34 protein-coding genes are annotated in these 24371 nt (G+C 39.9%); 33 read left to right on the top strand and 1 reads right to left on the bottom strand.

Annotated elements, in window-relative coordinates; genetic code table 11:
* The first annotated feature begins 27 nt into the window (after positions 1 to 27).
* The 29 genes from H625_RS12785 to H625_RS13460 all read left to right on the top strand — a co-directional run bounded on the left by H625_RS12785 (position 28) and on the right by H625_RS13460 (position 21696).
* The gene (locus tag H625_RS12785; protein ID WP_035785447.1) at positions 28 to 450 is read left to right on the top strand and encodes a RusA family crossover junction endodeoxyribonuclease; all 423 of its coding nucleotides are present in this window, start codon (positions 28 to 30) and stop codon (positions 448 to 450) included.
* Positions 451 to 470: 20 nt separating this feature from the next.
* Positions 471 to 893, top strand: coding sequence for a hypothetical protein (locus H625_RS0107420; protein ID WP_026859363.1), 423 nt, complete (start codon positions 471 to 473; stop codon positions 891 to 893).
* Positions 894 to 1102: 209 nt separating this feature from the next.
* The gene (locus H625_RS0107415; RefSeq protein WP_026859362.1) at positions 1103 to 1318 is read left to right on the top strand and encodes a hypothetical protein; all 216 of its coding nucleotides are present in this window, start codon (positions 1103 to 1105) and stop codon (positions 1316 to 1318) included.
* Between the two features lie 141 nt (positions 1319 to 1459).
* On the top strand, positions 1460 to 1906 hold the full coding sequence (locus H625_RS0107410) for a terminase small subunit (RefSeq protein WP_026859361.1): 447 nt from the start codon (positions 1460 to 1462) through the stop codon (positions 1904 to 1906).
* Positions 1899 to 3140, top strand: a complete 1242-nt coding sequence (locus H625_RS0107405) for a PBSX family phage terminase large subunit (RefSeq protein WP_026859360.1) — start codon at positions 1899 to 1901, stop codon at positions 3138 to 3140. The genes H625_RS0107410 and H625_RS0107405 overlap by 8 nt, the downstream gene beginning before the upstream one ends.
* A 1-nt stretch (position 3141) precedes the next feature.
* Positions 3142 to 4533, top strand: coding sequence for a phage portal protein (locus H625_RS0107400; RefSeq protein ID WP_035785444.1), 1392 nt, complete (start codon positions 3142 to 3144; stop codon positions 4531 to 4533).
* Positions 4520 to 5710: a hypothetical protein gene (locus H625_RS0107395; RefSeq protein WP_026859358.1), complete on the top strand. Its 1191-nt coding sequence runs from the start codon at positions 4520 to 4522 to the stop codon at positions 5708 to 5710. The genes H625_RS0107400 and H625_RS0107395 overlap by 14 nt, the downstream gene beginning before the upstream one ends.
* Positions 5711 to 5867: 157 nt before the next feature.
* Positions 5868 to 6056, top strand: coding sequence for a hypothetical protein (locus tag H625_RS0107385; protein WP_026859357.1), 189 nt, complete (start codon positions 5868 to 5870; stop codon positions 6054 to 6056).
* A gap of 2 nt (positions 6057 to 6058) precedes the next feature.
* On the top strand, positions 6059 to 6220 hold the full coding sequence (locus tag H625_RS13600) for a hypothetical protein (protein ID WP_156897204.1): 162 nt from the start codon (positions 6059 to 6061) through the stop codon (positions 6218 to 6220).
* A gap of 254 nt (positions 6221 to 6474) precedes the next feature.
* On the top strand, positions 6475 to 7044 hold the full coding sequence (locus H625_RS0107375) for a DUF4355 domain-containing protein (RefSeq protein WP_245573119.1): 570 nt from the start codon (positions 6475 to 6477) through the stop codon (positions 7042 to 7044).
* Positions 7045 to 7058: 14 nt separating this feature from the next.
* Positions 7059 to 7976 (top strand): phage major capsid protein, encoded by a 918-nt coding sequence (locus tag H625_RS0107370; RefSeq protein ID WP_026859355.1) that lies wholly within the window; start codon positions 7059 to 7061, stop codon positions 7974 to 7976.
* A 20-nt stretch (positions 7977 to 7996) separates the two neighbouring features.
* Positions 7997 to 8137 carry a hypothetical protein gene (locus H625_RS13595; RefSeq protein WP_156897203.1) on the top strand — a complete coding sequence of 47 codons (141 nt, stop codon included), beginning with the start codon at positions 7997 to 7999 and terminating at the stop codon, positions 8135 to 8137.
* 4 nt (positions 8138 to 8141) lie between these two features.
* Positions 8142 to 8501 (top strand): head-tail connector protein, encoded by a 360-nt coding sequence (locus H625_RS0107360; RefSeq protein ID WP_026859354.1) that lies wholly within the window; start codon positions 8142 to 8144, stop codon positions 8499 to 8501.
* On the top strand, positions 8488 to 8823 hold the full coding sequence (locus H625_RS0107355; protein WP_026859353.1) for a hypothetical protein: 336 nt from the start codon (positions 8488 to 8490) through the stop codon (positions 8821 to 8823). The genes H625_RS0107360 and H625_RS0107355 overlap by 14 nt, the downstream gene beginning before the upstream one ends.
* Before the next feature lie 4 nt (positions 8824 to 8827).
* The gene (locus H625_RS0107350; protein ID WP_051239017.1) at positions 8828 to 9223 is read left to right on the top strand and encodes an HK97 gp10 family phage protein; all 396 of its coding nucleotides are present in this window, start codon (positions 8828 to 8830) and stop codon (positions 9221 to 9223) included.
* Between the two features lie 5 nt (positions 9224 to 9228).
* Positions 9229 to 9684: a gp17 family tail completion protein gene (locus H625_RS0107345; protein ID WP_169516121.1), complete on the top strand. Its 456-nt coding sequence runs from the start codon at positions 9229 to 9231 to the stop codon at positions 9682 to 9684.
* Positions 9685 to 9689: 5 nt separating this feature from the next.
* On the top strand, positions 9690 to 10229 hold the full coding sequence (locus tag H625_RS13235) for a hypothetical protein (protein ID WP_051239016.1): 540 nt from the start codon (positions 9690 to 9692) through the stop codon (positions 10227 to 10229).
* 62 nt (positions 10230 to 10291) lie between these two features.
* The gene (locus tag H625_RS0107335) at positions 10292 to 10786 is read left to right on the top strand and encodes a tail assembly chaperone (RefSeq protein ID WP_026859350.1); all 495 of its coding nucleotides are present in this window, start codon (positions 10292 to 10294) and stop codon (positions 10784 to 10786) included.
* An 11-nt stretch (positions 10787 to 10797) separates the two neighbouring features.
* Positions 10798 to 11136 carry a hypothetical protein gene (locus H625_RS0107330; RefSeq protein ID WP_026859349.1) on the top strand — a complete coding sequence of 113 codons (339 nt, stop codon included), beginning with the start codon at positions 10798 to 10800 and terminating at the stop codon, positions 11134 to 11136.
* Positions 11137 to 11159: 23 nt separating this feature from the next.
* Positions 11160 to 14162: a phage tail protein gene (locus H625_RS0107325; RefSeq protein WP_026859348.1), complete on the top strand. Its 3003-nt coding sequence runs from the start codon at positions 11160 to 11162 to the stop codon at positions 14160 to 14162.
* Positions 14162 to 14965 carry a distal tail protein Dit gene (locus tag H625_RS0107320; RefSeq protein WP_026859347.1) on the top strand — a complete coding sequence of 268 codons (804 nt, stop codon included), beginning with the start codon at positions 14162 to 14164 and terminating at the stop codon, positions 14963 to 14965. Before H625_RS0107325 ends, H625_RS0107320 begins: the two co-directional genes overlap by 1 nt.
* The gene (locus H625_RS0107315) at positions 14962 to 18765 is read left to right on the top strand and encodes a phage tail spike protein (protein WP_026859346.1); all 3804 of its coding nucleotides are present in this window, start codon (positions 14962 to 14964) and stop codon (positions 18763 to 18765) included. The genes H625_RS0107320 and H625_RS0107315 overlap by 4 nt, the downstream gene beginning before the upstream one ends.
* Before the next feature lie 51 nt (positions 18766 to 18816).
* Entirely contained in the window at positions 18817 to 19260 is a 444-nt protein-coding gene (locus tag H625_RS0107310) for a hypothetical protein (RefSeq protein ID WP_026859345.1), read from the top strand.
* Positions 19261 to 19262: 2 nt separating this feature from the next.
* Entirely contained in the window at positions 19263 to 19508 is a 246-nt protein-coding gene (locus tag H625_RS0107305) for a hypothetical protein (protein ID WP_026859344.1), read from the top strand.
* Positions 19509 to 19510: 2 nt separating this feature from the next.
* Positions 19511 to 19822 (top strand): hypothetical protein, encoded by a 312-nt coding sequence (locus H625_RS0107300; RefSeq protein ID WP_026859343.1) that lies wholly within the window; start codon positions 19511 to 19513, stop codon positions 19820 to 19822.
* A 35-nt stretch (positions 19823 to 19857) separates the two neighbouring features.
* Complete coding sequence (locus H625_RS0107295) at positions 19858 to 20226, top strand: DUF2951 family protein (RefSeq protein ID WP_245573118.1); 369 nt, start codon at positions 19858 to 19860, stop codon at positions 20224 to 20226.
* Positions 20227 to 20366: 140 nt separating this feature from the next.
* On the top strand, positions 20367 to 20618 hold the full coding sequence (locus H625_RS0107290) for a phage holin (protein WP_026859341.1): 252 nt from the start codon (positions 20367 to 20369) through the stop codon (positions 20616 to 20618).
* A 50-nt stretch (positions 20619 to 20668) separates the two neighbouring features.
* Positions 20669 to 20827, top strand: coding sequence for a hypothetical protein (locus H625_RS13590; protein ID WP_156897202.1), 159 nt, complete (start codon positions 20669 to 20671; stop codon positions 20825 to 20827).
* Positions 20827 to 21696 (top strand): N-acetylmuramoyl-L-alanine amidase, encoded by an 870-nt coding sequence (locus H625_RS13460; protein WP_084135784.1) that lies wholly within the window; start codon positions 20827 to 20829, stop codon positions 21694 to 21696. Before H625_RS13590 ends, H625_RS13460 begins: the two co-directional genes overlap by 1 nt.
* A gap of 128 nt (positions 21697 to 21824) precedes the next feature.
* Here the strand turns inward: H625_RS13460 and H625_RS0107275 are convergent, their stop codons facing one another.
* Positions 21825 to 22106, bottom strand: a complete 282-nt coding sequence (locus H625_RS0107275) for a hypothetical protein (RefSeq protein WP_026859340.1) — start codon at positions 22104 to 22106, stop codon at positions 21825 to 21827.
* A 185-nt stretch (positions 22107 to 22291) separates the two neighbouring features.
* Here H625_RS0107275 and H625_RS0107270 point away from each other — a divergent pair, with 185 nt between their 5' ends.
* The 4 genes from H625_RS0107270 (at position 22292) to H625_RS12765 (ending at position 23715) form a co-directional block, all read left to right on the top strand.
* The gene (locus H625_RS0107270) at positions 22292 to 22681 is read left to right on the top strand and encodes a hypothetical protein (protein ID WP_026859339.1); all 390 of its coding nucleotides are present in this window, start codon (positions 22292 to 22294) and stop codon (positions 22679 to 22681) included.
* Complete coding sequence (locus H625_RS12770) at positions 22674 to 22961, top strand: hypothetical protein (protein WP_035785438.1); 288 nt, start codon at positions 22674 to 22676, stop codon at positions 22959 to 22961. Before H625_RS0107270 ends, H625_RS12770 begins: the two co-directional genes overlap by 8 nt.
* Positions 22962 to 22972: 11 nt before the next feature.
* Positions 22973 to 23254, top strand: a complete 282-nt coding sequence (locus H625_RS0107260; RefSeq protein WP_026859338.1) for a hypothetical protein — start codon at positions 22973 to 22975, stop codon at positions 23252 to 23254.
* A gap of 122 nt (positions 23255 to 23376) precedes the next feature.
* Positions 23377 to 23715 carry a YolD-like family protein gene (locus H625_RS12765; RefSeq protein ID WP_169516120.1) on the top strand — a complete coding sequence of 113 codons (339 nt, stop codon included), beginning with the start codon at positions 23377 to 23379 and terminating at the stop codon, positions 23713 to 23715.
* Positions 23716 to 24371 lie beyond the last annotated feature (656 nt).

The raw sequence follows: 24371 nt of genomic DNA, 5'->3' as shown, positions 1-24371 counted from the left end.
AAAGAGATACTCGGGAGGTAATTATATTTGATCGAATTCAAAGTAGAGGGACGTCCAGTACCGCAACCCCGTCCAAGAGTGTATCGAACAGCTACCGGTAAATCAAAAGCAGTCAATTCAAGGCAAAGCATCAACTATAAACGTATCGTAAAATATGCGGCACTAAGCGAGATGAACAAGGAACAACTGACCATGACTGACCGACCATTAGCCATGCGCCTGACGTTTGTTTTCACTCCGCCTAAGTCTTACACCAAAAAGAAATTAGAAGCCGTGAAGAGCGGTGAATTGAGATATACAAAGAAGCCTGACTTAGATAATTTGGCCAAAGCGATACTTGATGCATGCAACAACACAGTTTATAAAGATGATTCACAAATAATCACACTAAGCATTAATAAAGAATACGGACACACTGACCATGTAGCCGTGAAGATTACACAATTATGATAACGGGGTGTAGATGAATTATGAATTATGCGACTAACGAAGTTTATTCAGCGGATAAAGTAATGGAGTTAATAAACAGCTACCCGTACTATATCAAGCGTATTACAGCGCTGCGAAAAGAATATCAAGATGAGGTAGGCGGCGGCAATATCGGGCAATATGGTATTGAAGCAACGCTACCAAAACCGCAGGGTGGAAATACAGATCCCGTATTTAACGAAATGAAACGTCTGATGAAAATGGACCAGGAACTGACTCGTTTAGAGAACAAAACTCGGTATATCCAAAACCGATGGAACCGCATCACTGATGAAAGATTAGCGACAATATTAAATCTCAGATTGAGCGGGTACATCTATAAAGAAATTGCTGATCAGGTGGGACTATCAGAGCCGAGAGTGAATCAGCTTATGAAAGAAATATGCAAGGAGTTTAGCTATTAAGAAATTTAAGAAACTTAATTTACTTAATTAGTTAGGTGCAAATGGAAAAGTGACTGTACAATATGAGGTAGGTCGGGACGGCGAAGCTCAACGACCAAGTGACTGACTCCGGCATGAGTCCTCCTCCTAATATATATTGAACGTGAAACCGTCCGTAATGGGCGGTTTTTTGGTATATTGGATGTATCAAATACTGGAGGTTAATTGTATTGGGAAATATTAAAATGAATAAGGATGTAGAGGAATATTTCGTAGATGACAAAGGTGCTATTTGGAGAATGTTGATTTTAAGTAACAGTGAACATGAAAAAAGAGTGTTACATGTATCGAGAATAAATAGAACTGATGCTATGCAAAAGGATTTAGAAGAAATAGATGATGCATACAAAATTACATCTAATCATATTGGTAAATATAATCGTTAATAGACACCAACTAAGGTGTCTTTTTTGTATATTGAAAACCAACGAGTAACTTCTCACTTCACCATATAATATTAAGTTGCCGTTGGTTTTGAGTAAGCAAATAAATTAAGTGAATAACGTGAAATGTTGGTGGTAAATGAGATGAGCAAAGAAAAAAAGTTGACACTGAAGCAGCAGAGATTTGCGGATGAGTACATCATACATGCGAACGTAGTTAGAGCTGCGATTAATGCAGGTTACAGTGAAAATTATGCTAATAAGCAAGCTCACAAGCTATTGGACAATGTAGGAGTGAAATCTGCAATTGATGCACGTTTGAAGGAATTGGAGAGCAAAGCTGTTGCTGATGCTAAGGAAGTGATGGAGTACCTTACTGCAGTAATGCGAGGGCAACAACAGGACGAAGAGTTGATACTTGTGCCGACGGGAGACTTTGCAAGTGAAGTAGAACGGCATGAAAGACGAGCTGATACTTCTCAACGTACTAAAGCTGCTGAACTACTCGGTAAACGTTATGCAATGTGGACTGATAAACAGATTACTGACACAACTGAACGCATCACTATTGTGAATGATTTAGATGAGTAAAGTTATCCATTTAAAAGATGTAGTCGGCAAAGGCTATAAAGATTTTTGGAATAATACACAAAGATATAGAGTGCTAAAGGGCGGTCGTGGTAGTAAGAAATCTACTACAACCGCTCTTAATTTTATATCAAGACTGATAGAGCATCCAGATGCAAACTTATTAGTAATCCGACAGGTATTTAAAGACCATAAGGACAGCACGTATGCACAGCTGAAATGGGCCGCACGTCAGTTAGGTGCATATGAGGAGTTTGACTGGAAGGTCTCTCCGATGGAGGTTATACGTAAATCTACCGGACAAAAGATATTGTTCCGTGGTCTCGATGATCCAATGAGTGTGACATCCGCGACAGTTGAGCATGGTTACTTATGCTGGGCTTGGTTTGAAGAGGCTTTTCAAGTCAGAAAAGAAGATGACTTCAACAAAATAGATATGTCTATTCGTGGTTATACGGGCGGACTGTTCAAGCAGATTACACTCACATTTAACCCGTGGAGTGAAAAGCATTGGCTCAATAAACGATTCTTTAAATCAGATGCGCCGAATGTATTTACAAAAACGACAAATTACTTGTGCAATGAATTCTTAGATGAAGCAGATATTGAGCTATTCGAAGAAATGAAAGTTAAGTCACCAAGACGTTACAAAATCGAGGGCTTGGGTGAATGGGGAATTGCTGAAGGTGGAATTTACGAAAACTGGCATGAACGCCTATTCGATATATCAGAAATCAGTAAGCGCGCTAAAGTTGAATCTGCATTCGGTCTTGACTTTGGTTACACGAACGACCCAACTGCAATGAGTGCTGCATTAGTTGATCCGGTGAATCGAGAACTATACATCTTTGATGAGTTATACGAGAAAGCACTTCTTAATGATGAAATCGCAAGCAGAATAACCGATAAAGGTTACTCAAAAGAGGTCATTGTTGCAGATAGTGCAGAGCCTAAATCCATAGCTGATTTAAGAAGGCATGGCTTACGCAAGGTCATCAAGGCTGATAAAGGACCGGATAGCATCAAGCACGGCATCCAGTACATTCAGCAATACACTATATTTGTGCATCCGAAATGCAGTAATGCGATTAATGAGCTCTCCAACTATGTATGGGACAAAAACAAACATGACGAACCGATTAATAAACCGATTGATGAATATAATCACTTTTTAGATGCGCTACGTTACAGCATGGAACGTATACGTAAGCGCGATAAAACGAAACGAGGTGCGTAAGGTGAACGACACAGAACTCATTAGAGAAATCAAAGAGCAAGGCATCCAGCCTAAACATATCGAGCAATTGATTCAAAAGCATAAACCAGACCGTGACAGGATGATTGAGCTGTATGAACGTTATAAAGCGAAACAGGAAGCGATACCGGTATTTCAGCATGAACCTAAAAACCAATATGAGGACTTTGAAACGGGTGGCAATGTTAGAAGAATTGACCAATTTATCAATAACAAACTGAATAACGCATTTGATGTGGAAATTGTGGATACTCGAACAGGCTACTTACACGGTGTGCCAATTGTTTACAAAGATGAAGACGACGAAGAAACGAAATTAATTAAACAGTTCAATTTGTTAAACAATGTTCCTGACAAAGATTCAGAGTTAGGGAAGATGGCAGCGATATGTGGTTACGCTGCACGGATCATTTACATTGATGTCGAAGGTAACGAACGCATTAAGAATGTTAAACCATACAACGTGGTCTTCTTAGGTGAAGACATATCCGAACCTGAATACTCACTGCATTATTTCCCGATAAAGAACGAAAAGACAGGCGAAGTTGTTTATCAAGCTGATTTTTACGATGAGCAAGGCTTTTATCATCGGTTCCGTGGCGGGGAAGAATCCATGCGGTTTGAACAACGTTTTGACAGCCTGGCTGATTACAATCCATTATTCGGTGTGCCCAACAATGAAGAGATGATAGGCGATGTGGAACGTGTGATTGCATTGATTGATGGCTACGATAGAACATTATCCGATGCTTCATCAGAGATTAGTCAGACACGGTTAGCCTACTTAGTGTTACGCGGTTTAGGTATGGATGAAGAAGAGATTCAGGACCTGCAGAAGTCGGGAGCATTTGAGCTGTACGATGAACGACAGGATGTGAAGTACCTGACGAAGGATGTTAATGACACGATGATTGAAAATCATTTGGATCGTTTAGAGAAAAATATCATGCGGTTTGCTAAATCAGTCAACTTCAATAGCGATGAGTTTAACGGCAATGTACCTGTAATTGGTATGCACTTAAAGTTAATGGCTTTGGAGAATAAATGCATCACATTTGAGCGCAAGATGACAGCTGCACTACGTTACCAGTTCAAAGTGTTATATAGCATCTGGAAACGTAAGAATAAGCGCACAGGCGATGATTTGGACTATTTAAACGTGAGTTACTTATGGACACGTAATATTCCAGTGAACAAACTGGAAGAAGCACAGGTATTGAGTGCATTAAATGGCCAAGTATCAAATCAAACACGATTGGCTCAATCGACATTGGTCGAAGATCCGGAGCAAGAACTGGAACAAATGCGAAAAGAAGATGACAGATTCAACAGCGAACTTCCAATAAAGGGAGTTGAGGGCGATGAACTGGAATGATTTAGGACGGCAAATTGATACGCTTATTGGAATGACTGAGAACAGCATACACCAGCGGTTTCAGACACGTATTAATGCGATTATCAGCACATATGACTCATTAGTGAGCAACTATGCAGATGAGGATAGCTTGGAAGCTTTAAACAAATACAATCGTTTAAACAAGGCGATTAAGCAGCTTGAACAAGACATTACAGCTGACTATTCAGCATTGTATAAAACAATCGCATATGCACAAGTACTGGCATTTATCCATTCGACAGTGGGTAGTGCTTTTTTATTGTCCGGATTAACTGGATTGGCACCAGTGCTGGCATTCCCGAAGTTACTGGAGTTACGTAAATTATTAAAACAGGACACCGAAGAATACGACTTGCTGAACACATTATCGCATCATAGAAACGATATGCTGCGGGAGCTGAAAGGTACGCTGAATTCAAGCGTAAATGACAATATCAATCCTGCAGCGACTAAGAAGCGTTTGAAGCGTATTGCAGAGAAGTACACAAGTAAAGTTCAGCGTGTATCAACGTATGAAATAGGACGCGCTGAATCATTGGCAGAAGTTGAAATAGGTCAACGCTATGATAATGCAATCGAGCAGTTGAAAGATAAACCAGATAAAGCACCAAAAGGTTTTAAATTCGATGATAAAGAACGCGGTAAACGTTTTGTCGATGAAGGCAGTCGTTTAAAGCGCATATGGGTGTCTCAGCGTGATTTAAGAGTACGTACAACACATATTGTCTTAGACGGTCAAGCATCCGACCATGAGGGCTTATTTTATTCGAAAGCGACTGCATCATACGGCAAAGGTCCTCGTTTGATGGTAGGTATCAATGCTATGCAGGAGAACATGGGATGCCGGTGTTCTGTAGGTTATCGTGTGAATGGTATTGAACTGGACCAGTTAGACGACGAGACAATGAGTGCAGATCATCGTGAAGTATATGAAAAAACTTCATTTGACCATTACCAAGATTGGCTGCAGTTTCATGAAGATGATATTGCACCAGATTATTACAATCAATTATCTAAGCAAATGATGTGGTACAAGAATCCATCGCCATCCACAGAAGAACGCACAGAGCATAACTTAATGACTGATGCGAAAAGATTTCGGAAGATGGTCGAGCGCGGATTTCATAAAAAGAAAGATGGGAGCTGGGGATATTGAAGCTAAATGAAGTATCCGTATTCTTCGGTTCTATTGCTCTAGCGTACGTCTTAATAGCAGTCCATATGTTAAGCACAGGCAGACCGGTCATGACTCTCCTGTGCTTATTTGTGTTGATTTTATGTGTGATGATTATAAAGGTTGGGAGTGAGGACGGATGAATACTTACAAAAATATATCTGCTGCAATAGTTACATTCATGATAGCGTTTATAGCTTTTGCATTATGGAATACATTTGCAGTATTCATGGGTGATGTATTCGGAATATGGATGTATACATTAGTTAAGTTTCTGCCGACACTCTTTTTAGTTTATTGGGCTTATCAATACTTCAAGGGGGCGTGATAGTGGTGGATAGATCAGAACGTTATTTAAAAGAAATTGCGAAAAACACCGCGGGTATTGCTAAAGAGTTGAAGAAGAATAGAAAGCCAGAAGTTGAGCGTTTCCCCGACGGTCGATTAAGACTGACTGAAAAAGGATTAAAAGAAATGCGAGTTGAAGAATGACCACACGAAAGGATGTGATGCTTTATCGTTACGGCATTAAAAATCTAACGTGAGGTGGTCCAAATGAGTGTTTGGGTATCTTGATGGCTATACATTAGCTGATTTAAACAGATGAGTAAATAATATGAATTCGTCCTAGATATGACATTAAAAGGTCTATTTTTCATGCGTTTATTTGCGCAAATAACATGCAAACGTTGTGGACTTCGGTACATGACGGTTGAAAGGAGTAAATCAATATGGATTTACAGGAATTGAAACAGTATTTAGAAAGTAATAAGGACAATTCAGAGGTACAGGCTGTACTAAATGAATTCAAAACGGTCTCTGAAGAGGACGTAAGAAGTTATTTAGAAACAGACGAAGGTAAGCGATTCATTCAACCAACACTCGATCGTTATCACAATAAATCACTGCAAACGTGGAAAGACAACAACCTCCAAAATCTCGTTGAAGATGAGGTTGCAAAAAGAAATCCACAAGAGACTGAAGAACAGAAGCGTATTCGTCTGTTAGAAGAGCAGCTTGAAAACCGTGATAAAGAATCGAAACGTAAGGATTTAGAAACTAAAGCGCTGAAATTGGCGCAAGATAAAGCATTACCAACAGAGATTGTTAATTTCTTTGTGGGTGAGGATGAAGAAACAACGAGTGCGAACTTAGACACGCTGAAACAGCATTTAGATGCGACGATTCAAGCACAAGTCGATGAACGCTTTAAAGCCGGTGGCAGAGATGTCATTGATGGTGCAGGTGCATCAGTACCGCAAGCACAGTCGATTATGGAAATGGCGGCGGAAGCCAATATCCGCAATAAAATTTAAGGAGACGATTAACTATGGCAGTACCAAATTACACACCAGATAACGTATTACTACAAGATGCAAAGACAGGATTTATTCCTGCAGAACAAGGTAACTTAGTTGTTAAAGATGTGATGCAAGGTTCAGCAGTGATGCAACTTGCGAAAGCTGAACCAATGACAGCACCTAAAAAGACATTCACGTACCTAGCAGAAGGCTTAGGCGCTTACTGGGTATCAGAGACTGAACGTATTCAGACTTCTAAACCACAGTATGTACAAGCTGAAATGGAAGCGAAAAAAGTCGGGGTCATCATTCCACTTTCTAAAGAGTTTTTACGCTATACAGCAAAAGACTTCTTTAATGAAGTTCGCCCATTAATCGCTGAAACATTCTACAAGAAGTTTGATGCTGCTGCACTATTCGGCAAAGATACACCATACGGCGCGTCAGGTACATCAATCTTTGAAGGTGCCACTGCAGAAGGAAATATCGTGGTTGACACAGGTAACCTATACGCAGATGCAAACGGTGCGCTCTCACTGATTGAAGAAAATGAACATGATCCGAACGGCATTCTATCTACACGTTCATTCCGTGGAAAAATGCGTGGCGCTTTAGATAACAACGGTCAGCCGGTATTTGACGGTCAGAACGAACTGCTCGGATTACCAATTGCTTACACACAAGGCGCTTCATTCGACAAAACGCAAGCGCAAGCGTTGTTCGGAGATTGGGACTATGCACGATACGGTATTTTACAAGGAATTGAGTACGCTATCTCTGAAGATGCAACACTCACTACTTTAACTGCTGATGATGCTTCAGGACAGCCTGTATCACTGTTTGAGCGTGACATGTTCGCATTACGCGCGACTATGCATGTGGCATTCATGAACGTTAAGCCTGATGCCTTCGCAGCGCTGACACCAGCCGCTGGCACAGGTGAATAAAAGAATATAGGAGTGATTAAATGTCTAAACTCATTAAGATTGAAAAAGACGGCAACACTCTGGAAGTAACTGAAAAGGCGCATAGAGTGGTTTATGCGCCTCAAGGTTACAAAGTAGTGAAGCCTACACGTAAGAAGGCAACTAAAAAAGAAGAGGAGTGATTAAATGTCACAAACTCTCATAGCAGAAGTACGTGAACTACTGGAAGCAAACGGCATTGTCATTGATGAAGCGAAAACAGATTTGTTTGAAAAAGATGTCCTCGATTTACTCGAAGATGTGAAGTATCAGACAAATAATGATTTTGAGGGGTTCACTGACTATCCTTTTGCCATCGCTAAGTTTATAGCCGGCGCGATTGAACATAATCAACGGGCGGATGTGAAAGGTAACTTAAAATCACGTTCTATGGGGTCTGTCAGCTACACATACGCTGAACATGAAACAACCTACCCGAAACACTTAATGAGCCTACTCGATAGGTTTATGGTGCGAAAGAGGGCGAAGTTTCATGTATTCAAATAATAGATATGATGAATATCCTCACACTTTAAGAGTCGTCCGTTCTGAAACAGTCGTTGATAAGACAGTTTACCCGTGGAAAGAGACTATAAAAGAATCTGAACACACGATTCAAGGTTTCATGGATACACCGACATCTTCACAGCAGATTAATTACCACAACTTAAATATCACATTAGATCGAGTGCTTTATATTCCGTTTGGTACGGATATTACTCGGTCTGATGTGTTTTTTTATGGTGATGTGAAGTATAAGTTCAAAGGTGACTTGCAGGACCAGGGCGGACAGAATGAAGTGTTAAGCGCTCCGGTCGAAAGGGCGTGATGTGGTGGCTCGAACAAATAGAATCGTTGTTGATTTAGAAGAGTGGTCAAACGATGTAAAGGATTGGGCAGAGCGTGGTATCGAAACGACTACAGAAATCGCATATAACGAATCTAGGCGGCGTATAGCGGTGGATACGGGTGATACTCGTGATTCCATCGAATCAACATACAGAGGCTTTAACGGTACTGTATTAGTGGGGTCTCCCATTGCGATTTACCTTGAATATGGCACAGGAATCCATGCGACTGGCCCAGGAGGTTCACGAGCTAAGAAAATACCATGGACATACTACAAAGACGGTCAATTCTTCACAACTTATGGCATGGTCGCTCAGCCGTTTTGGAGACCGACAATGGATATTACTGAACAATACTTTAAAAACTACTTTAGGGGGTGATGCAGGTGCAACGATATAAATCAGCTGAACAAGATTTAGTGCGTTCTGTCATGAATAACCTACTGCAATCTCCAATGATGGAAAAAGTGAATGGGAACATTTACGACAGACAGCAAGACGGTATCGGCTATGACGAAAACATGAACAAGATTACACCGTTCACATATATTATTGTCGGAGAATCCAGTATATCGAGAGCGTATTCCAGTGCTTCACACACGGAAGAAATCTCACTCACACTGCATCTGTATTATCGCTCCGGTAGGTATACAACGGCAGACATGACCCGTGTCTTACTGACCGATTTAGAACACTATGCGACGGCTAATCCGGTCATGCAATATTACGAAGTTGAAAGAATCAGACTGATTAATAAACAAACGATTCCAGATATAGATTTAGAAACATCACACGGCATATTGCAATTGCGGTATGTCGTTAAACATTTAACAAGGAGATGAAGTAAATGGCAGTAGATAAATGGACTTTACTAGGTATTCCGACAAGCGTTCCCACAGCACAAGCAACAGCTGAAAATTATGTCATGACTGGCACGAGTGAATTTTCACATGAAATTGAGAACGAATTAAGAGAATCAATCAAAGGTAATCGTAAAGATTGGAGTGGGGGCATAGTTGAAGAAACGATTTCGGTGACGTTCCCCTATGATCCAACATTTACGGCAGATAGAGATTTTAAAGACGCATGTAAATACGGTAGACAGATGCGTTTTTGGATTATCGATAACACTTTAGTTGGTACAGGAGAAACTGCAAAACATAACTCAACTTTCGCTTATGTAATCCCTGAGTCACGCTCATTATCTGTTGATGATGAATCCGACACAATTGAAGTATCGCTTAAAGTGAAACTTAACTCGGCTGATGGTGAAGAGCCGAAACTACCAGATGAAATTTTAGATCCATCACTCGCAGGACAAGTAGCATACGAAGAAATCGGAGCTGCAACAGGCGATTTGGAAGATGCAACGACACAAGAAGTTTAATAACAGGGTGGCTTTTGCCACTCTTTTTTATTTATCTATTTTGAATTGGAAGGAAGATTTTTATGACTGAAGCGATTAAGGAATTAAGAATTAATGAAAATGTATATAAAGCAAAAGGCACTTATTTATTTGGTAAAACGGCTGAAAAGTACGCTAAAAATGAATTGAATGAAGAAACAGGTAAAGAACAAAAAGGTGACGGAGTGACATCTATCTTTATGGGGCTTATGCAGCAAGACCCTGATGCGCTTGTTAAGTTCTGGCATTGTGGGACATCACATTATAAAAAAGAAGCGCCATCTTTAGAAGATATTGCTGAAGCGATTGAAGATATTGCGGATGAATCAGACTTACATCCTTATTTTGTTGGAGCTTTACGCTTACTCAATGAGGGCGGGTACTACAAGGGAAAGCTACAGACACTATGGTTCATGATGCATCGTTCTTATTCGAAGCTGAAAGGCGAGGAGAAAGACAAACAGAAGGATTCAATCGAAATGTTCAAGGAACTGTACGAGGAAATCACAGGCAATCCGCCGTACGAAGTCAAGGCTTAGATTTTGATTATGTGATTGAAAAGACAATCCAGTTAATCGGCTATATTTCTGTTCAAGAGTTAGAATTACTGACTCCGCACGAATGGGAGCAAATGATTAAGGGTGCCAGGCACCGCCGATTAGACGGCCTGGAAGATATGCGTACACAATCCATTATGTTCGCTCAATTAAATAATGGTAAAAACGTTAAGGCCATCAGTAAAAAGCTTGATGAAGAACGTGCGCTAATTAATCAAACAAAATCATCTTATGAATTTGATAAAGAACAAAAGCGCAAACATGAACGTGCAAAACGCATTGTCAGACAACGAGCATTGCAACGCTGGTTAGATAATAAAAATTCAAAATAGATAAGTAAGAAAGGAGTGGAGCGATGGATAACATCAGTCGATTTATCGCAGAAATTCAAGCGAATATCCGCAATTTTGAGCGTAATGTTAAGAAAGCGCAAGCGATGGCTACGGCATTACCTAACGAAATCGAAACTGAAGTTGATGCTGATATTAGTAAGTTCCGCCGGGGACTACTACAAGCGGAAGCACTCGCTCGACGTTTTTCGGCAAGAGACATAGTAAAAAACGTAGTTGTCAGAGTAGATAGAGCTCGGAATAACCTAAGAAGATTCGTCGATGATGTTGATCGAATGAACGACAATTTCCAAAACGAGCTCATGCGACTTGCAAAGATGATTTCTGCAGTCGGGATTGTACTGGGTAATGTCATACGTGGAGGATTACTTGCATCATTTAGTGCTCTAATTCCGATTATCGCAAGCTTAACTTCAGCAATTATGGCACTCGGTAATGCTTTAGGTGTGACGGTCGGTAACTTACTTGGATTTGTGGGTGCATTAGGTGTGGCAGGTTTAGGCGCAGCTGCATATGGCGGCTTAGTTGCTTCTGTACTGTCTCGCTACAACGATGAAGCCTTTGAAGCAACAGAGTCATCCAGTGCTTTCACACGAGCCTTAGACAGCATTAAATCGGCATGGAGTGGTATTGTAGACCAAAACATCGACAGGATATTTATGCAGATGGGACAAGCTATCTATGGGGCGCAGTTTGCACTGGAAGGCTTAACACCATTTATCAACGATGTGGTTCAATCCATGACGGGTATGACGAATAAATTTAAAGAGTTCATGAAAGAATCGCCAACAATGCTGCGTTTCTACGACAACATGAGTACGAAAGGCTCAACGGTATTCGATAGTGTCATTAACGGATTGGGACAGTTTGGTAAAGGTTTAGTCGATATGGTCAACGCCGGCATGCCATTGATTGAAAATGTCGCCGGTGCATTCGAGGATATGGGCACTAAGTTTGCAGACTGGTCAGCTCGTATGGCAGAAAATGACGGTTTTAAAGCATTTACGGATTATGTGAATGAGAATATGCCGAAGATCAGTTCTATTTTTGGTGATGCTTTCCACGGAATTATTAACCTGTTCTCATCATTCGGAGAAAATACTTCCCTTGTATTAGATGGTTTACAGGATATGATGGAGAGATTTAGAGAATGGTCCGCCTCTATTAAAGAATCCGACGGATTTCAGAAATTCATTGATTACATTCAAACGAATGGACCAACAGTCGTCAGCTTAATCGGTAACATCGTGATGATGGTAGTGAACTTTGCAGTTGCTATGGCTCCAATCGCACAAGTTGTCCTCGAGGTTGTTAATGCGATTATTGCCTGGACGGCGGAGCTGTTTAAAACGAATCCAATAGTAGCGCAAGTTATTGGGGTTATTACGACATTGGCAGGTATATTTATGATGCTCGTGCCAACAATATTAGTCGTAACCAAAGTCTTGCTACCATTCATCGGTATGCTGATTAGATTGTTCACTCAATCTGCACTGGTTAAAGGTGCTATTTCCTTGTTGGGCGCTGCATTATCATTCTTAGGTGGTCCTGTCAGCATTGTTATTGCTGCGATTACAGCGCTTGTTGCGATATTTGTTATGGCTTATCAGGAACTTGAATGGTTCCGAAACATTGTAAACACGGCCTGGACGTTTATCTCGACATTTATACAAGAACGTGTTGCCCTGATTATTGAAACGTTCAATCAATTCAGAGAGCAGGGGCAAGGGATTTTTGAAGCGTTGTGGAATACGATTGTCACAATAATTTCTGAAGGTCTCGCCCAAACGTACAATTCTATTATTCAATGGGTAGCTAGTGTTATCGCTGCGATTGTTACTTGGGGCATACAGTTAGCTTCAACAGTAACATCTTCTTTAACTCAATTCGCTTTAACAATAGCAATGAAACTTATTGAAGCTAAGAATAACTTCGTTACATGGATAGTTTCAACTATAGCGAACATTGTTGCATTTGGAGCAAGCATTATCAGCAGTATCATTTCAACAATGGCATCTTTTGTATCATCAATAATTAGTGGTACAGCAAGTGCGTTAAATGCGATAGTTAGTTTTATTGCATCAGGGATCAGTTCAATTGTTTCTTTCGGAGCAAGTATTGTTTCGACGATTATTAGTGCGATGGCGAGCTTTGTTAGCTCAATTATTTCCGGTACAGTAAGTGCGTTATCAGCGATTTCATCATTTGTATCATCAGCAATTAGTTCGATAGTAAGTTTTGTATCGAGTTTAATTAGCAATATCGCTTCTGGTATGAGTAGTTTCGTAAGTAGCATAGCATCTGGCACATCAAGTGCACTATCGACTTTTGCATCATTCATTTCCTCTGCGATAAGTAGCATAGTGAGCTTCGTGTCACAAATTGTGTCGAACATCACTTCAGGAATGTCGCAATTCGTTTCCGCTATCGTTTCCGGTGGTGCAAATGCAGTAAGTGCTGTGGTATCTATGGGGAGCCAAATAGTATCTTCTGTAACTGGATTTGTCGGTGATATGGTGAGTGCAGGTGCTGATTTAATTCGAGGGTTGATAAACGGTATCAAAAATATGGCAGGCGCTGCGGTAGATGCTGCTAAATCTGTCGTGGGAGATGCCATTGCAGGTGCTAAAAACTTACTCGGAATCAACTCTCCATCACGAGTATTCCGTTCATTCGGTGAGTACACTATGCAAGGACTGGAAATCGGTATTAACCGCATGGCTAGTAGAGCAGTCGGTGCAGTGACGGATGTCGCTAGAGATATGACAAATTCGTTTGCACCTGACTTAACGACTACTGCTGATATAGATAGTCAGATTGGCTCGATTGATAGAAATATCAGACATAGCGTGCAAGATGATATAGATCGCGGTATTGAAATTAATCAGAATGCCAACATCAACTTAAATCTCGGCAACCGCTCATACAGGGCTTTTGCTGAAGATATTAATCACGAGAACACAAGAGTTACAAACTTAGAAGAATCGTATTTAGGAGGTGCGTATTAATGTTTGAAGTTGAATATGAAAGTCCAGGGCAGAAGACGGGTGAGCTGATAATCAGTTCGCCTTTTTCATTGCTTGTAGATGGTCGGAATATCGACAGTTATTACTCAAATAACGATTTGCGAGTAGAAACAATTAATGTCTATGGACGACAAACAAATGAATATGATATTCAAACGACGACACCTGCTAAATACAGTGGTCAAATGGTGCTAGGTAAGCGTATGAAGGCGAAAAATATTCAGGTAGTGTTATTTATCGAAGCTGATGAAATGGGGCTAATTCAAGCGTTTATGAGCGATTTAAACCGTCGGTTAAGAAGTGCGAACGCTATTGCTTTCAAAGATGAGCCGGACTTAGCGTATTATGCTGAATTCGAGGGCGCGGACGTACCACAGGAGGGCTTGAAGCAAGAGGTCACATTAAACTTCTTATGGCATGATCCGATGAAGTACAAAATTGAGAAACGCATTGATTATGTGAATGCACAACGCTTAGTAATTGATTCTGTAGAGCCTGTACATCCCGTGATTGAATTGCAATTTGAAACAGGGATAAAAACCTGGTCGATGCGCAACACATCCACAGGAATGAATATAAACTATGAACATGAGTTAATTTCCGATCGTTATCAAATGGATTTAGAAGAATTATATCTAACACGAAGCGCAAATGAAGTTGATGCGATGGATGGTTTAAAACTGGATTCTGACTTTGAAGAATTCACAATTAAAAACGGCGACCAAATCGTCGTCACTCCCACTCCGCAAAGCATCACGATACGTTACAGAGGTGTCAGCCTATGATTTATTTATTCGACAGAACGAAGAAACTACAAAAGATTATCCCAAGAAAGCATATAAATAGCGCAACACAAACCAAGGTACGCAACGGCATTTACCAACTCGCCGTTGAAGTGCCTATTTTTTATGAAGATAAGAAAGGTACGCAATACAACTATCAGAAATCCGTCGGTAAAGCAGAATTTGCCGGACACTACGATGATAAGAACAGATTCCAACTGTATAAAATATACTCACGCAACATTACTGCAAATAAGCAAGGCGAGTTTCTACTATTCGACGGTGTGCATATCTTCTTCGATGAAGCAAAAGCGATGGGGAATATTCATGACAGACGTTTTAGGGATAGCGAAGCAAAAGCTCCTGCTGATGTTGCGTTTAACTCAATAGGTTGGACTATCATTGATTACGATGTGACTGACAGACACGACATTAACTTTTATCGTGCGAGTGTCACGGATGCTTGGAACGATTTAATTTCCACATATGGTGTTGAATTTGACTATGAGTTGCAGTTTGACGGTCGTAAAATCATTAGTAAGAACATCATCATGAAAAATCGAATCGGACTATGGACCGGTCAGCGTTTTGCTTATGGTACGAATGTGCTGACTCTTACGCAAGAACAAGATGAATCCGAAGTCTATACTGCTGCGGTGGGTCGTGGACGCGGTGAAGAATCTGGTGATGGCTTTGGTCCACGTTTAGAGTTCGGAGACATCGCTTGGAGTAAGGACGGTATTACTAAACCAGTTGGGCAAAATTATATTGAATTGCCTTCCGCAACTGCAGAATACGGCTTTATTGAAAACGGTGTCGTGAAACCCCGAATTGCACCGGAAGTTGTATTTGAGGATATTGAAGATAAAAAGAAATTAGCTGATGCAACGTACTACTGGCTACTTGAAAACTGTCTGCCTAAAGCCACGTGGAAAACAGAAGTGGCACGGATTGGTAATCTTAAACTTGGCGATACAGTCGGTGTTCTGTATAAAGCCGCGGGCATTATTAAGCGCGCTCGTGTTGAGAAGATTGAATATAATCTACTTGATCCGGAGCTTAGCAAACTCACGTTAGGTGACTTCCATCACTTTGAGAATCGACAGATGAAACGTATCAATGCTCAAATTAAGCGGTTAGGAAGAGACACTAGCGACAGAATCACTCGTATTAAAAATGAGTGGAACGCTTGGATAGACAACCAGTTTACTGCTGCAATGAATCAATTCGAGCAGAATTTAATCGACCAACAAGCAGAAATCGAAGCTGACCGTGAGAATATGACAAATCTCATCGAAGGCACTCGCACAGAATTTACGGATAACCTAAATACAGAAATCACGCAGACGAAAGAATACGCAGAACAGAAAGCGCAGGAAAAAGCGGACGAAGTACGGACAGACTTAGAAACGGTCACAAGCGGACACCAAACGTTGATTGACGGCTTGAAAGAAAACGTAATGGATATTGATGAATTTCTCGGCACATCTCGGAGTATCACATTAGACCAAAGATTCTTAGATATATCACAGAATTTTGAAGAGCGCCTTCGGAAGGTCGATTCCAACACTTTCAATATGATCCGAGGGACTCGCTTTGATGAACCTGATATGTTTCATCTGTATTCAGGCGCGGAACTTCAGGAAGAAGGAAATATAAAATTTGTTACTCTATATTCCGAAAGATTTAATGAACCGCGTGTGCATTTCACGGAAGGCGTGACGTTAGAAAAAGGGAAAAAATATATTGTTGCTGTAGATTATCGTTCATATGGCGCTAAAGAGTTGGATAGGCTGGCCATCGGAGATATGGACGGCTATTACAATCTCATTGATGATATAGATAAACCACTCTCGGATTTACACACCGATGGAAAATGGAGGCGGACTTATGGAACTGTCATTCCGAGTGAAACAGTTTCAGGTCAGTTTCAAATCGGTACAAACTTCGCTTCCGGTGATGTTACGAGAGAACGTATTGATATTAAATTAGTTTATTTAACGGGCAGCAACAATACCGATTGGGTCTATCATCCTCAAGATGCGACGCAGTCGATTGAAGAAGTCACTCGGCGGATTACTAATCTGGAAGATGGTTATAGCGAGTTCGTCACAAAGTCCCTGTATGATGCAGAAACTGATACGTTGAATCAATATATAAAATCAGTGGAACAAACAGTCGAAGGCAACGAACTTATTTTACAACGTGTGGAAGATTGGCAAGCAACAAATGGGCAGAGTGTGCTTGAGACCGTAGATGCGTACGAGCGTAAGCTATGGTTAAACGACGTGTCTGAAATAGAGGCGAACCTTCTACCTATTGCCGAAGAAGCTTGGGAAGTGGGGAGGTATTGGAGTACAGGTAATGGAAATATATTGCCCGGTAATATCAGAATAAGACGTGAGAATGCGATATGGGTGTCAAGTGGTGTCACCTACACATTCAGTGATGATAGTCCAGATAATAGTAACATTGATTACTGGTTGATTAACTTTACAGATTCAACAGGAGAGCCATCATATGGTAATCAGATCACTGTAAGACGTGGAGAAACTAATACTTTCACAACGCCAAGCACTCACATATTATTAAGTGCGATTAGTTACAACGGCACAGAAGTTCGTCTTGCTCGTTTAACTAATCCGAACCGTCGTATATATGCCAAGTTAGAACGAGGGAGCGAAGCTACACCAATGCTCAATGCAGTCAGCCAAGTTGAGCAATTAGCAAATCAAATTTCATTCAAAGTACAAGAAGTTGATGATAAAACACTCAAACAAACAGACTTCAAACTGACTCCTGACTATTGGCAATTGGGCGCTATGAGAATAGGCGCGGAAGATGTAAGTAGTGTACTCCGAGGTAGCCCTGATGCACTGGATGCTGTAGTTAGTAATTTCAACTTAACTGGCAACTTGAATGCGAAAGGTCAAATCACATCATTAGCCGTCGATGCTATCGAAGGTAACTTCGCAAGGTTATTCGCAAACCAACTAACAGCAAACGTTATCACTTCCGACCATATTCAAGTGGGTACGGCATTGGTGGATAAGTTGTTTGCCACTTCGGCGAGGATAGATGAACTCATTACTAAAACGCACTTCGTCAACGAAATGCACGCATTAACGTTAAATGTCGTAGACTTAAACGCTTCGCACATTCGTTCGAGATTACTCACTGTGAATACAATAGAAGCTGATTGGATTAAATCCGGCACAGCGTTGCTCGATAGAGTATTCTCGTCCACAGCGATGTTTGAGCGGATGATGGCTAAGAGTGCATTCATAACAACACTAAGCACCGTTACGCTTGACTTGCACGAATTGACGATATGGCGCCCGGACGGTGTACCGTATGTACAGAATGGTGTACCTAGCTTCGGTATACCCGTGTTCTTCAAACCGTGGATGTCTACCGATGGCACAGTCACATTTGATGGGAGGAACTACAACACATCAATGGCTGGAACACAAACATTTGAAATGGGTTATACACAACATGCTGGACGGTACTTATCTATTGCTTTCAGTGCGAACTTACGTTTTAACTCAACCTCAACATCCACGTATATGGGTGTGGTTGTGCGGTTCATCAATAAGCCGTCTGGTACGAGTATTAGAGATGTGATTAAAGATGATATTCTCGTTTTCCGAGATAATCCTTCAAACGAATTTCAAATTAACGTTCCTTTAGGTTCTCCAACATACGGGGGATTGGCGGTACAACTCGAATTTTATCGCATTGGCGGCACGAGTAATAACATTGTGCAAATTAGAACAGGGAGAGCCTGGATTAATGGTTAGAGACTTACACATGTAGGTCTCTTTTTTATATAAAAATTGGAGGGTTTAGTTATGAAGATATCAGTAGAGAATAAACATGTGAAGAAGGTCGTTGAGTTTTTAGAAGGGTTGGTAGTGAGTGATAGTCCGAAAGCATCACGGGCGAGAGTCAAGTTACAAAATCGTCTGCAGGAAAAGCTAAATGAGTTTTCAATTGAATATATGAAGTTGAATGGCGAGCTTGAAGAGTTGAAGAAGAAAGAAGATTACAAAGGATGTGAAACAATATTAAAGCACATGCAGGAGTTGCAGAACGAAATTTCCGTCGTGGTCTTAACAGAATACGCACATATGATGCCAACTTTAAAAGAAGTATTGGAGAACTATTCGCACACGCTCGAAGGAAATAACGCAGTCGCTCACGATCTTTTACTTGATGCGCTTGAAGATAATCTACCATCAAGTCCTGTTGCAGAAGCCGATAACGAAAATGCAGAATTAGTGGAGGAGATATAATTATGGAAAACAAACTTAATATAGTCCGCCCCGATTCAGATGGCAGAGAGAAGTTTCTGGACATTTGTGTTATAGAAGCTTCGGATATAAAAATATCAGATGAGTTTATCCAAAAATTAGCTTCTAGAACATCGTTTATAGAAACTTTAAGGGCAATAGATTTATTCAAAGAAGGCGATTTAAGACGTGAAGTTTCCGAATTAAGACAAGAGGTTTCAGAATTAAAACAGAAACTGGAGGAGAAATAATTATGACATTAACAGGTAAAGAAACTAACTACTATATCGCACGCTATAACAATTCAAGCGAAGAACATTCGGTGCTAAGATTTAACAGCTACAACGGACTATTCTCAGCGGTGAATGACTTTGAAGGAGCGAGTAAGTACAGCACATTTGAAGAAGTTAAGCAGTTGGTTGATGTTCACAATATGATGGCGAACCTTACAGGTCAAGCGTATGAATACTACGCAATGAAACACGATGTGGAATCCTTTCGATTAGACGAGAATGGCGACGTTGTGACTGAAGAAAAACCGGTAGAAGAACAGCCCTCGGAATAACCGTGGGTTTTTATTATGCAGAAAGGGGTGAGCGTTTGCCTGCATCATTAGAAAGTCATGAAAAAAGACTATCACGATTAGAGAGAAAAGATGAACATTACGAAGAACGTTTTTCTCGACTTCATAAAAAGATTGATGAAAACGAAAAGAAATCAGAAGAAGAAACACGTAAGATCTTTGATGCTTTGGATGATATTAAAACAGGGCAACACTCGCAAGAGTTAGTTAATCAGAAAATGAATTTTACGCTAGACAGTATAAACAGGGAACGTGAACTTGACCAAGAAACTAAAAAAGAGAACAGGCAAGATATGAAAAAACTGAAATATTGGATGCTCGGACTCATCGGCACACTTGGTACTTCCCTACTGGTGGCTCTTATACGAACATGGCTAGGGATATGAAAGGTGGTGAGTTCAAACGATGCAAACAGCTAGCGAATTTATCATTTTAGGCGCAAGTTTCTGGCAGTGCTTCTGGTTGGGTATTTGTAAATAACGCATGAGGGGCGAAAGCTCCTCTATTTTTATTGGAGGTGAACTATTTGGCGAATCCAAAGAACAATAAAACAGCGGGTATTACCCGCCTAATCGTACTAATCATACTACTGATTAACCAAGCATTAGTGAGCTTCGGGTACAATCCATTACCGTTCAGCGACGAGCAGATTTATGAAGCTGTGTCCACAGTTGCGTTAGTCGTATCAGCGCTGTATTCAACGTATAGAAACACTAACTTAACGACCGAAGCAGAAGAAGCGCAGGAAATATTGGAACGCAAGAAAGCACGTAAGTAGACATCTCACACGAGGTGTCTTTTTTTATATCAAAAATAGGAGTGATAGGTATGGCAGAGAAAACTCAAGCAGAAAAAGAACGTGATGATGTATTTACTCGAAATCAAAAATTCGGTGGTGTCGGCGAAGATATAAAACCCGTGGATAACCCAGAAAAAGCAGATGAAACAAAATTCGAAGGTTTCAAGCCCGACGAGGAGGTCAAATAATGGCTTATAAGATTGTAAATAATATGTTGCCCACAAGTAAGTACGGCATTAAAGCACCATACGCAATGAATCCGTTATATATTACTGTCCACAATACAGGGAATACGGCATCAGCGCGTAACGAAGCAGCGTACCATAACAGTAACAATGCGCAAGTGAGCTATCATGTAGCTATTGACGATAAAGAAGCTGTTCAACTTATTCCGTTTAATCGCACAGCCTGGCACGCAGGTGATGGTATGGGTAATGGTAATATGCGATCAATCGGCATTGAAATCTGTTACTCAATGGATAATGGATATTCAGGCGCTAAATCAACCAGGTATAAAGCAGCAGAGGAAAACGCGGCACTATATATCGCTTATGTGCTTAAACAGTACGGTTGGGGAATGGATAGACTGAAAAGGCACTACGACTGGAGTGGTAAAGACTGCCCGCACAAAATGCACGCTACAGGTACTTATCAAGCGTTCAGAAACCGTGTACAGGAGCATTTAAACGCTTTGAATAGTAATACTAGCAAACCGGCTAAGAAGCCTGCAGCTAAGCCTAAACCGGCTAATAAACCTACAAGTAGCAAGAAGTCAACGGCAACTATTGTTAATGAAGTCATTGCAGGTAAGTGGGGTACTGGAAATGCTCGATTTAACGCTTTGAGAAAAGCGGGATATAACCCTACAACAATTCAGAATGCTGTTAATAAGAAGTTAGGCGCAAGTCCTTCTAAGCCAGCTAAAAAGTCCATTGATACTGTTGCGCGCGAAGTGATCGCTGGCAAGTGGGGAAATGGTAACGCACGATTTAATGCACTTAGAAAAGCAGGGTACGATGCTAATGCAGTCCAGAGACGAGTTAATCAGTTGCTATAAAACACATTATTAAGCACTCGCGAAAATTACAGACACGTATATGGCGTGAACAACCATAATAAAATTAAATAATTCAACTATAAAGATACCCCTCAATCGGAGTCATTGCCGAAAGAGGGGTGCTTTTTTTAATCTCTAGTGAATTTATCTCTGTACTTAATAGGTATCATTATCGTACTAGGTATATCCTTAATTTTCATTTCATGGTCTGTATATTTATCGCCACCAATAAAAGAAATCATAATATATTCTCCACTCTCTGGAACGTCCTCTAAAATTTCATCCTTATACTTAATCAGATATCCTTTATAAGTTTTGAAAGCCAATTCTGCATTACTGCCACGCTCATTATTAGAAATTGTTTGATAGCCTTTATCTTTAGTTTTGCTTTGTACAAGAATTCTATTCATTTATTTGTCCCCCCCTATTCTTTTATTCTCTTTAATCATATCTGACTACATATATTTTTAATAGTCCATACATTGCATTGCAATATCGCAATACTTTTTAACAACAGAATACATGTTCCGTCTATTTAGTTTTCAGATAGTTTGCTAATGTTTAGATAAATGAATCTGAAAGCGGGTATAATTAAATGGCAAGAGTTGCGTGGCTTATATTATCTGAAGAAAACACAGGTGGTAACGAATTAATTATAAAAAAACCTATTAGCAGCTTTGGTTTAACTTCCCTAAATGAAAAAGTTTCTTTTATGTTGACTTTCTCTCTAATAGAGTTGACAAAGACTGATAGTTATAAAGTAGAAATGGAAATTGGTGAAGTTGAAGGTCAAGTGTTAATAAGTACTCACTCGATTTTAGATTTTTATTATAATACACCTTTCGATATTTTCACTAATGAAATAATTGTGCAAGATTTTATGTTCTATAATGAAGGTATACATTATGCAAAGTTAATTATAGATGGAGAGAGTTCACAAGAAGTATTTTTTAAAGTTCGCTTAAAGGGGGATAATAATGAGTAATTCTGCGAAAATAATATTCCCTGAAGTATTCAATATTAATGAAGTGAAGTATGAAGGCGACAATAAAAAAGGGAATAATAATGGAGGTGGTGGCGGCATGTCATATGTGTCGCAGGAAACATTTAAACAATACGAGAAAAGAATCGATGAACGACTTGGGGCAATTGATAAAAACATCTCAGAAACAAAATCTACATTAAAATGGGGTGTGGGTCTCGCTACCACGACGTTAGTGGCAGTTGTTATAGGGTTCATAACTGTTATTTTCAATATAATTTAAGGAGAGTAGTAATGAACATAAATGATTTAAATTTTAGTAAACCTGTTAAAGTTCTCGTAAGAGTAAAATATTCTAAGGATCAAGACAGAATAAAACCTTTGTTAGTAAAGGATAAACTGTTTCAAGATAAAGAAGAATTGGTAAAAGAATTGGAGCCTTTAGAATTAGATTTAAGTAAGGCTTATAGAGATAAAAATTATCCGAGTCTACCTGTCACAACATTAGATGGTGAAAATGTTAGTATCATCCAAGAATATTTGGAACGTAAACCATTTTTAGATTTTGAACAATAAGCCTTGTCAGGGGATTATTTTTATCTTTACATACAGAACATACGTTCGCTATAATAACCCTAAGAGGTGATTCCATGAACGTATCTAAACTAGCTGATATCAATATTCCACAAGGCAGAGGCATGATTAAGTGGGCGCCATTTGCCACGATGCCTGAGCAATACGAGAATGTGGACAGATTGAAAGTAGAGCAAGCATATGTGCCTAAGCCTAATCTGACTGATGAACTGCAGCAGGAGCTAGAATTGAAGCTGCGTGAACTCATTTCTAAAAACGTCATACTGCGGTACTGGCACGATGGTTACGAGTACCAGGTAGAATGTATCATCGAGAGCATGGATGACTGGAGCGGGGTGGTTACTGTGCGTAAAGAGGATAGTTTTATGTTTGTTCAATTTGAACATATTTATAGTGTGGATGAGTATGATTATATGAGTGATCTAGACTACCTATATTCATAAATTAAGACTAAACATGGTATAATATAGACGTGCAGTTCTCCGGTATTAATGAGACGAGAGAACTAATTGTGATGTTATATTGTAGCTTCAAACTGGACGGTGTGGAAAGCCGTCCTTTTATTATTCTAAAATTAAATCAGTGCTTAACATGGTGTTATCTATTCTGCAAAATAGCGCACAAAAAATCCGCCTTTCTACTATAATAAGTAGTGGGCGGTTTTAAAACAGATATTTGAAGTGGGTAAACACTCGCATGCAATTTTCGCAACGGATATCCGTCTGTAAATCTCTTTGACGTATTTTCGTGCTATACTTATGATTACATTGAGTACATTGGACGTTTTCTTTCAGCAACGGATTAAATCGATAATTTTCTAAAAAGTATATGATTTTCATGTTAATCCTTTCACGATAACTTTGACTCAATTATAGCATTTTCTGACCCCATATCTGATAAAATATTTATAAATTATGTTTGTTACACATTAACAGGATAATGTAACCCCTTGATTTAACTGGATAATATTTATATAGAAATTAAGGAAAAACGAGATTTGAGATTCTCTCCATCTCCGCTAAACAAGGCTTAACCCTAGTGGTTGAGCCTTTTCTTTTTGTCTTGACCCCCGTTTGACCCCTTTCTGACCCCTTAAAGG

Origin of the sequence: Jeotgalicoccus psychrophilus DSM 19085, assembly GCF_000425845.1 — a bacterium.
In the GTDB taxonomy this organism is placed as follows: domain Bacteria; phylum Bacillota; class Bacilli; order Staphylococcales; family Salinicoccaceae; genus Jeotgalicoccus; species Jeotgalicoccus psychrophilus.
This window is presented reverse-complemented; position numbering and strand designations above follow the sequence as displayed.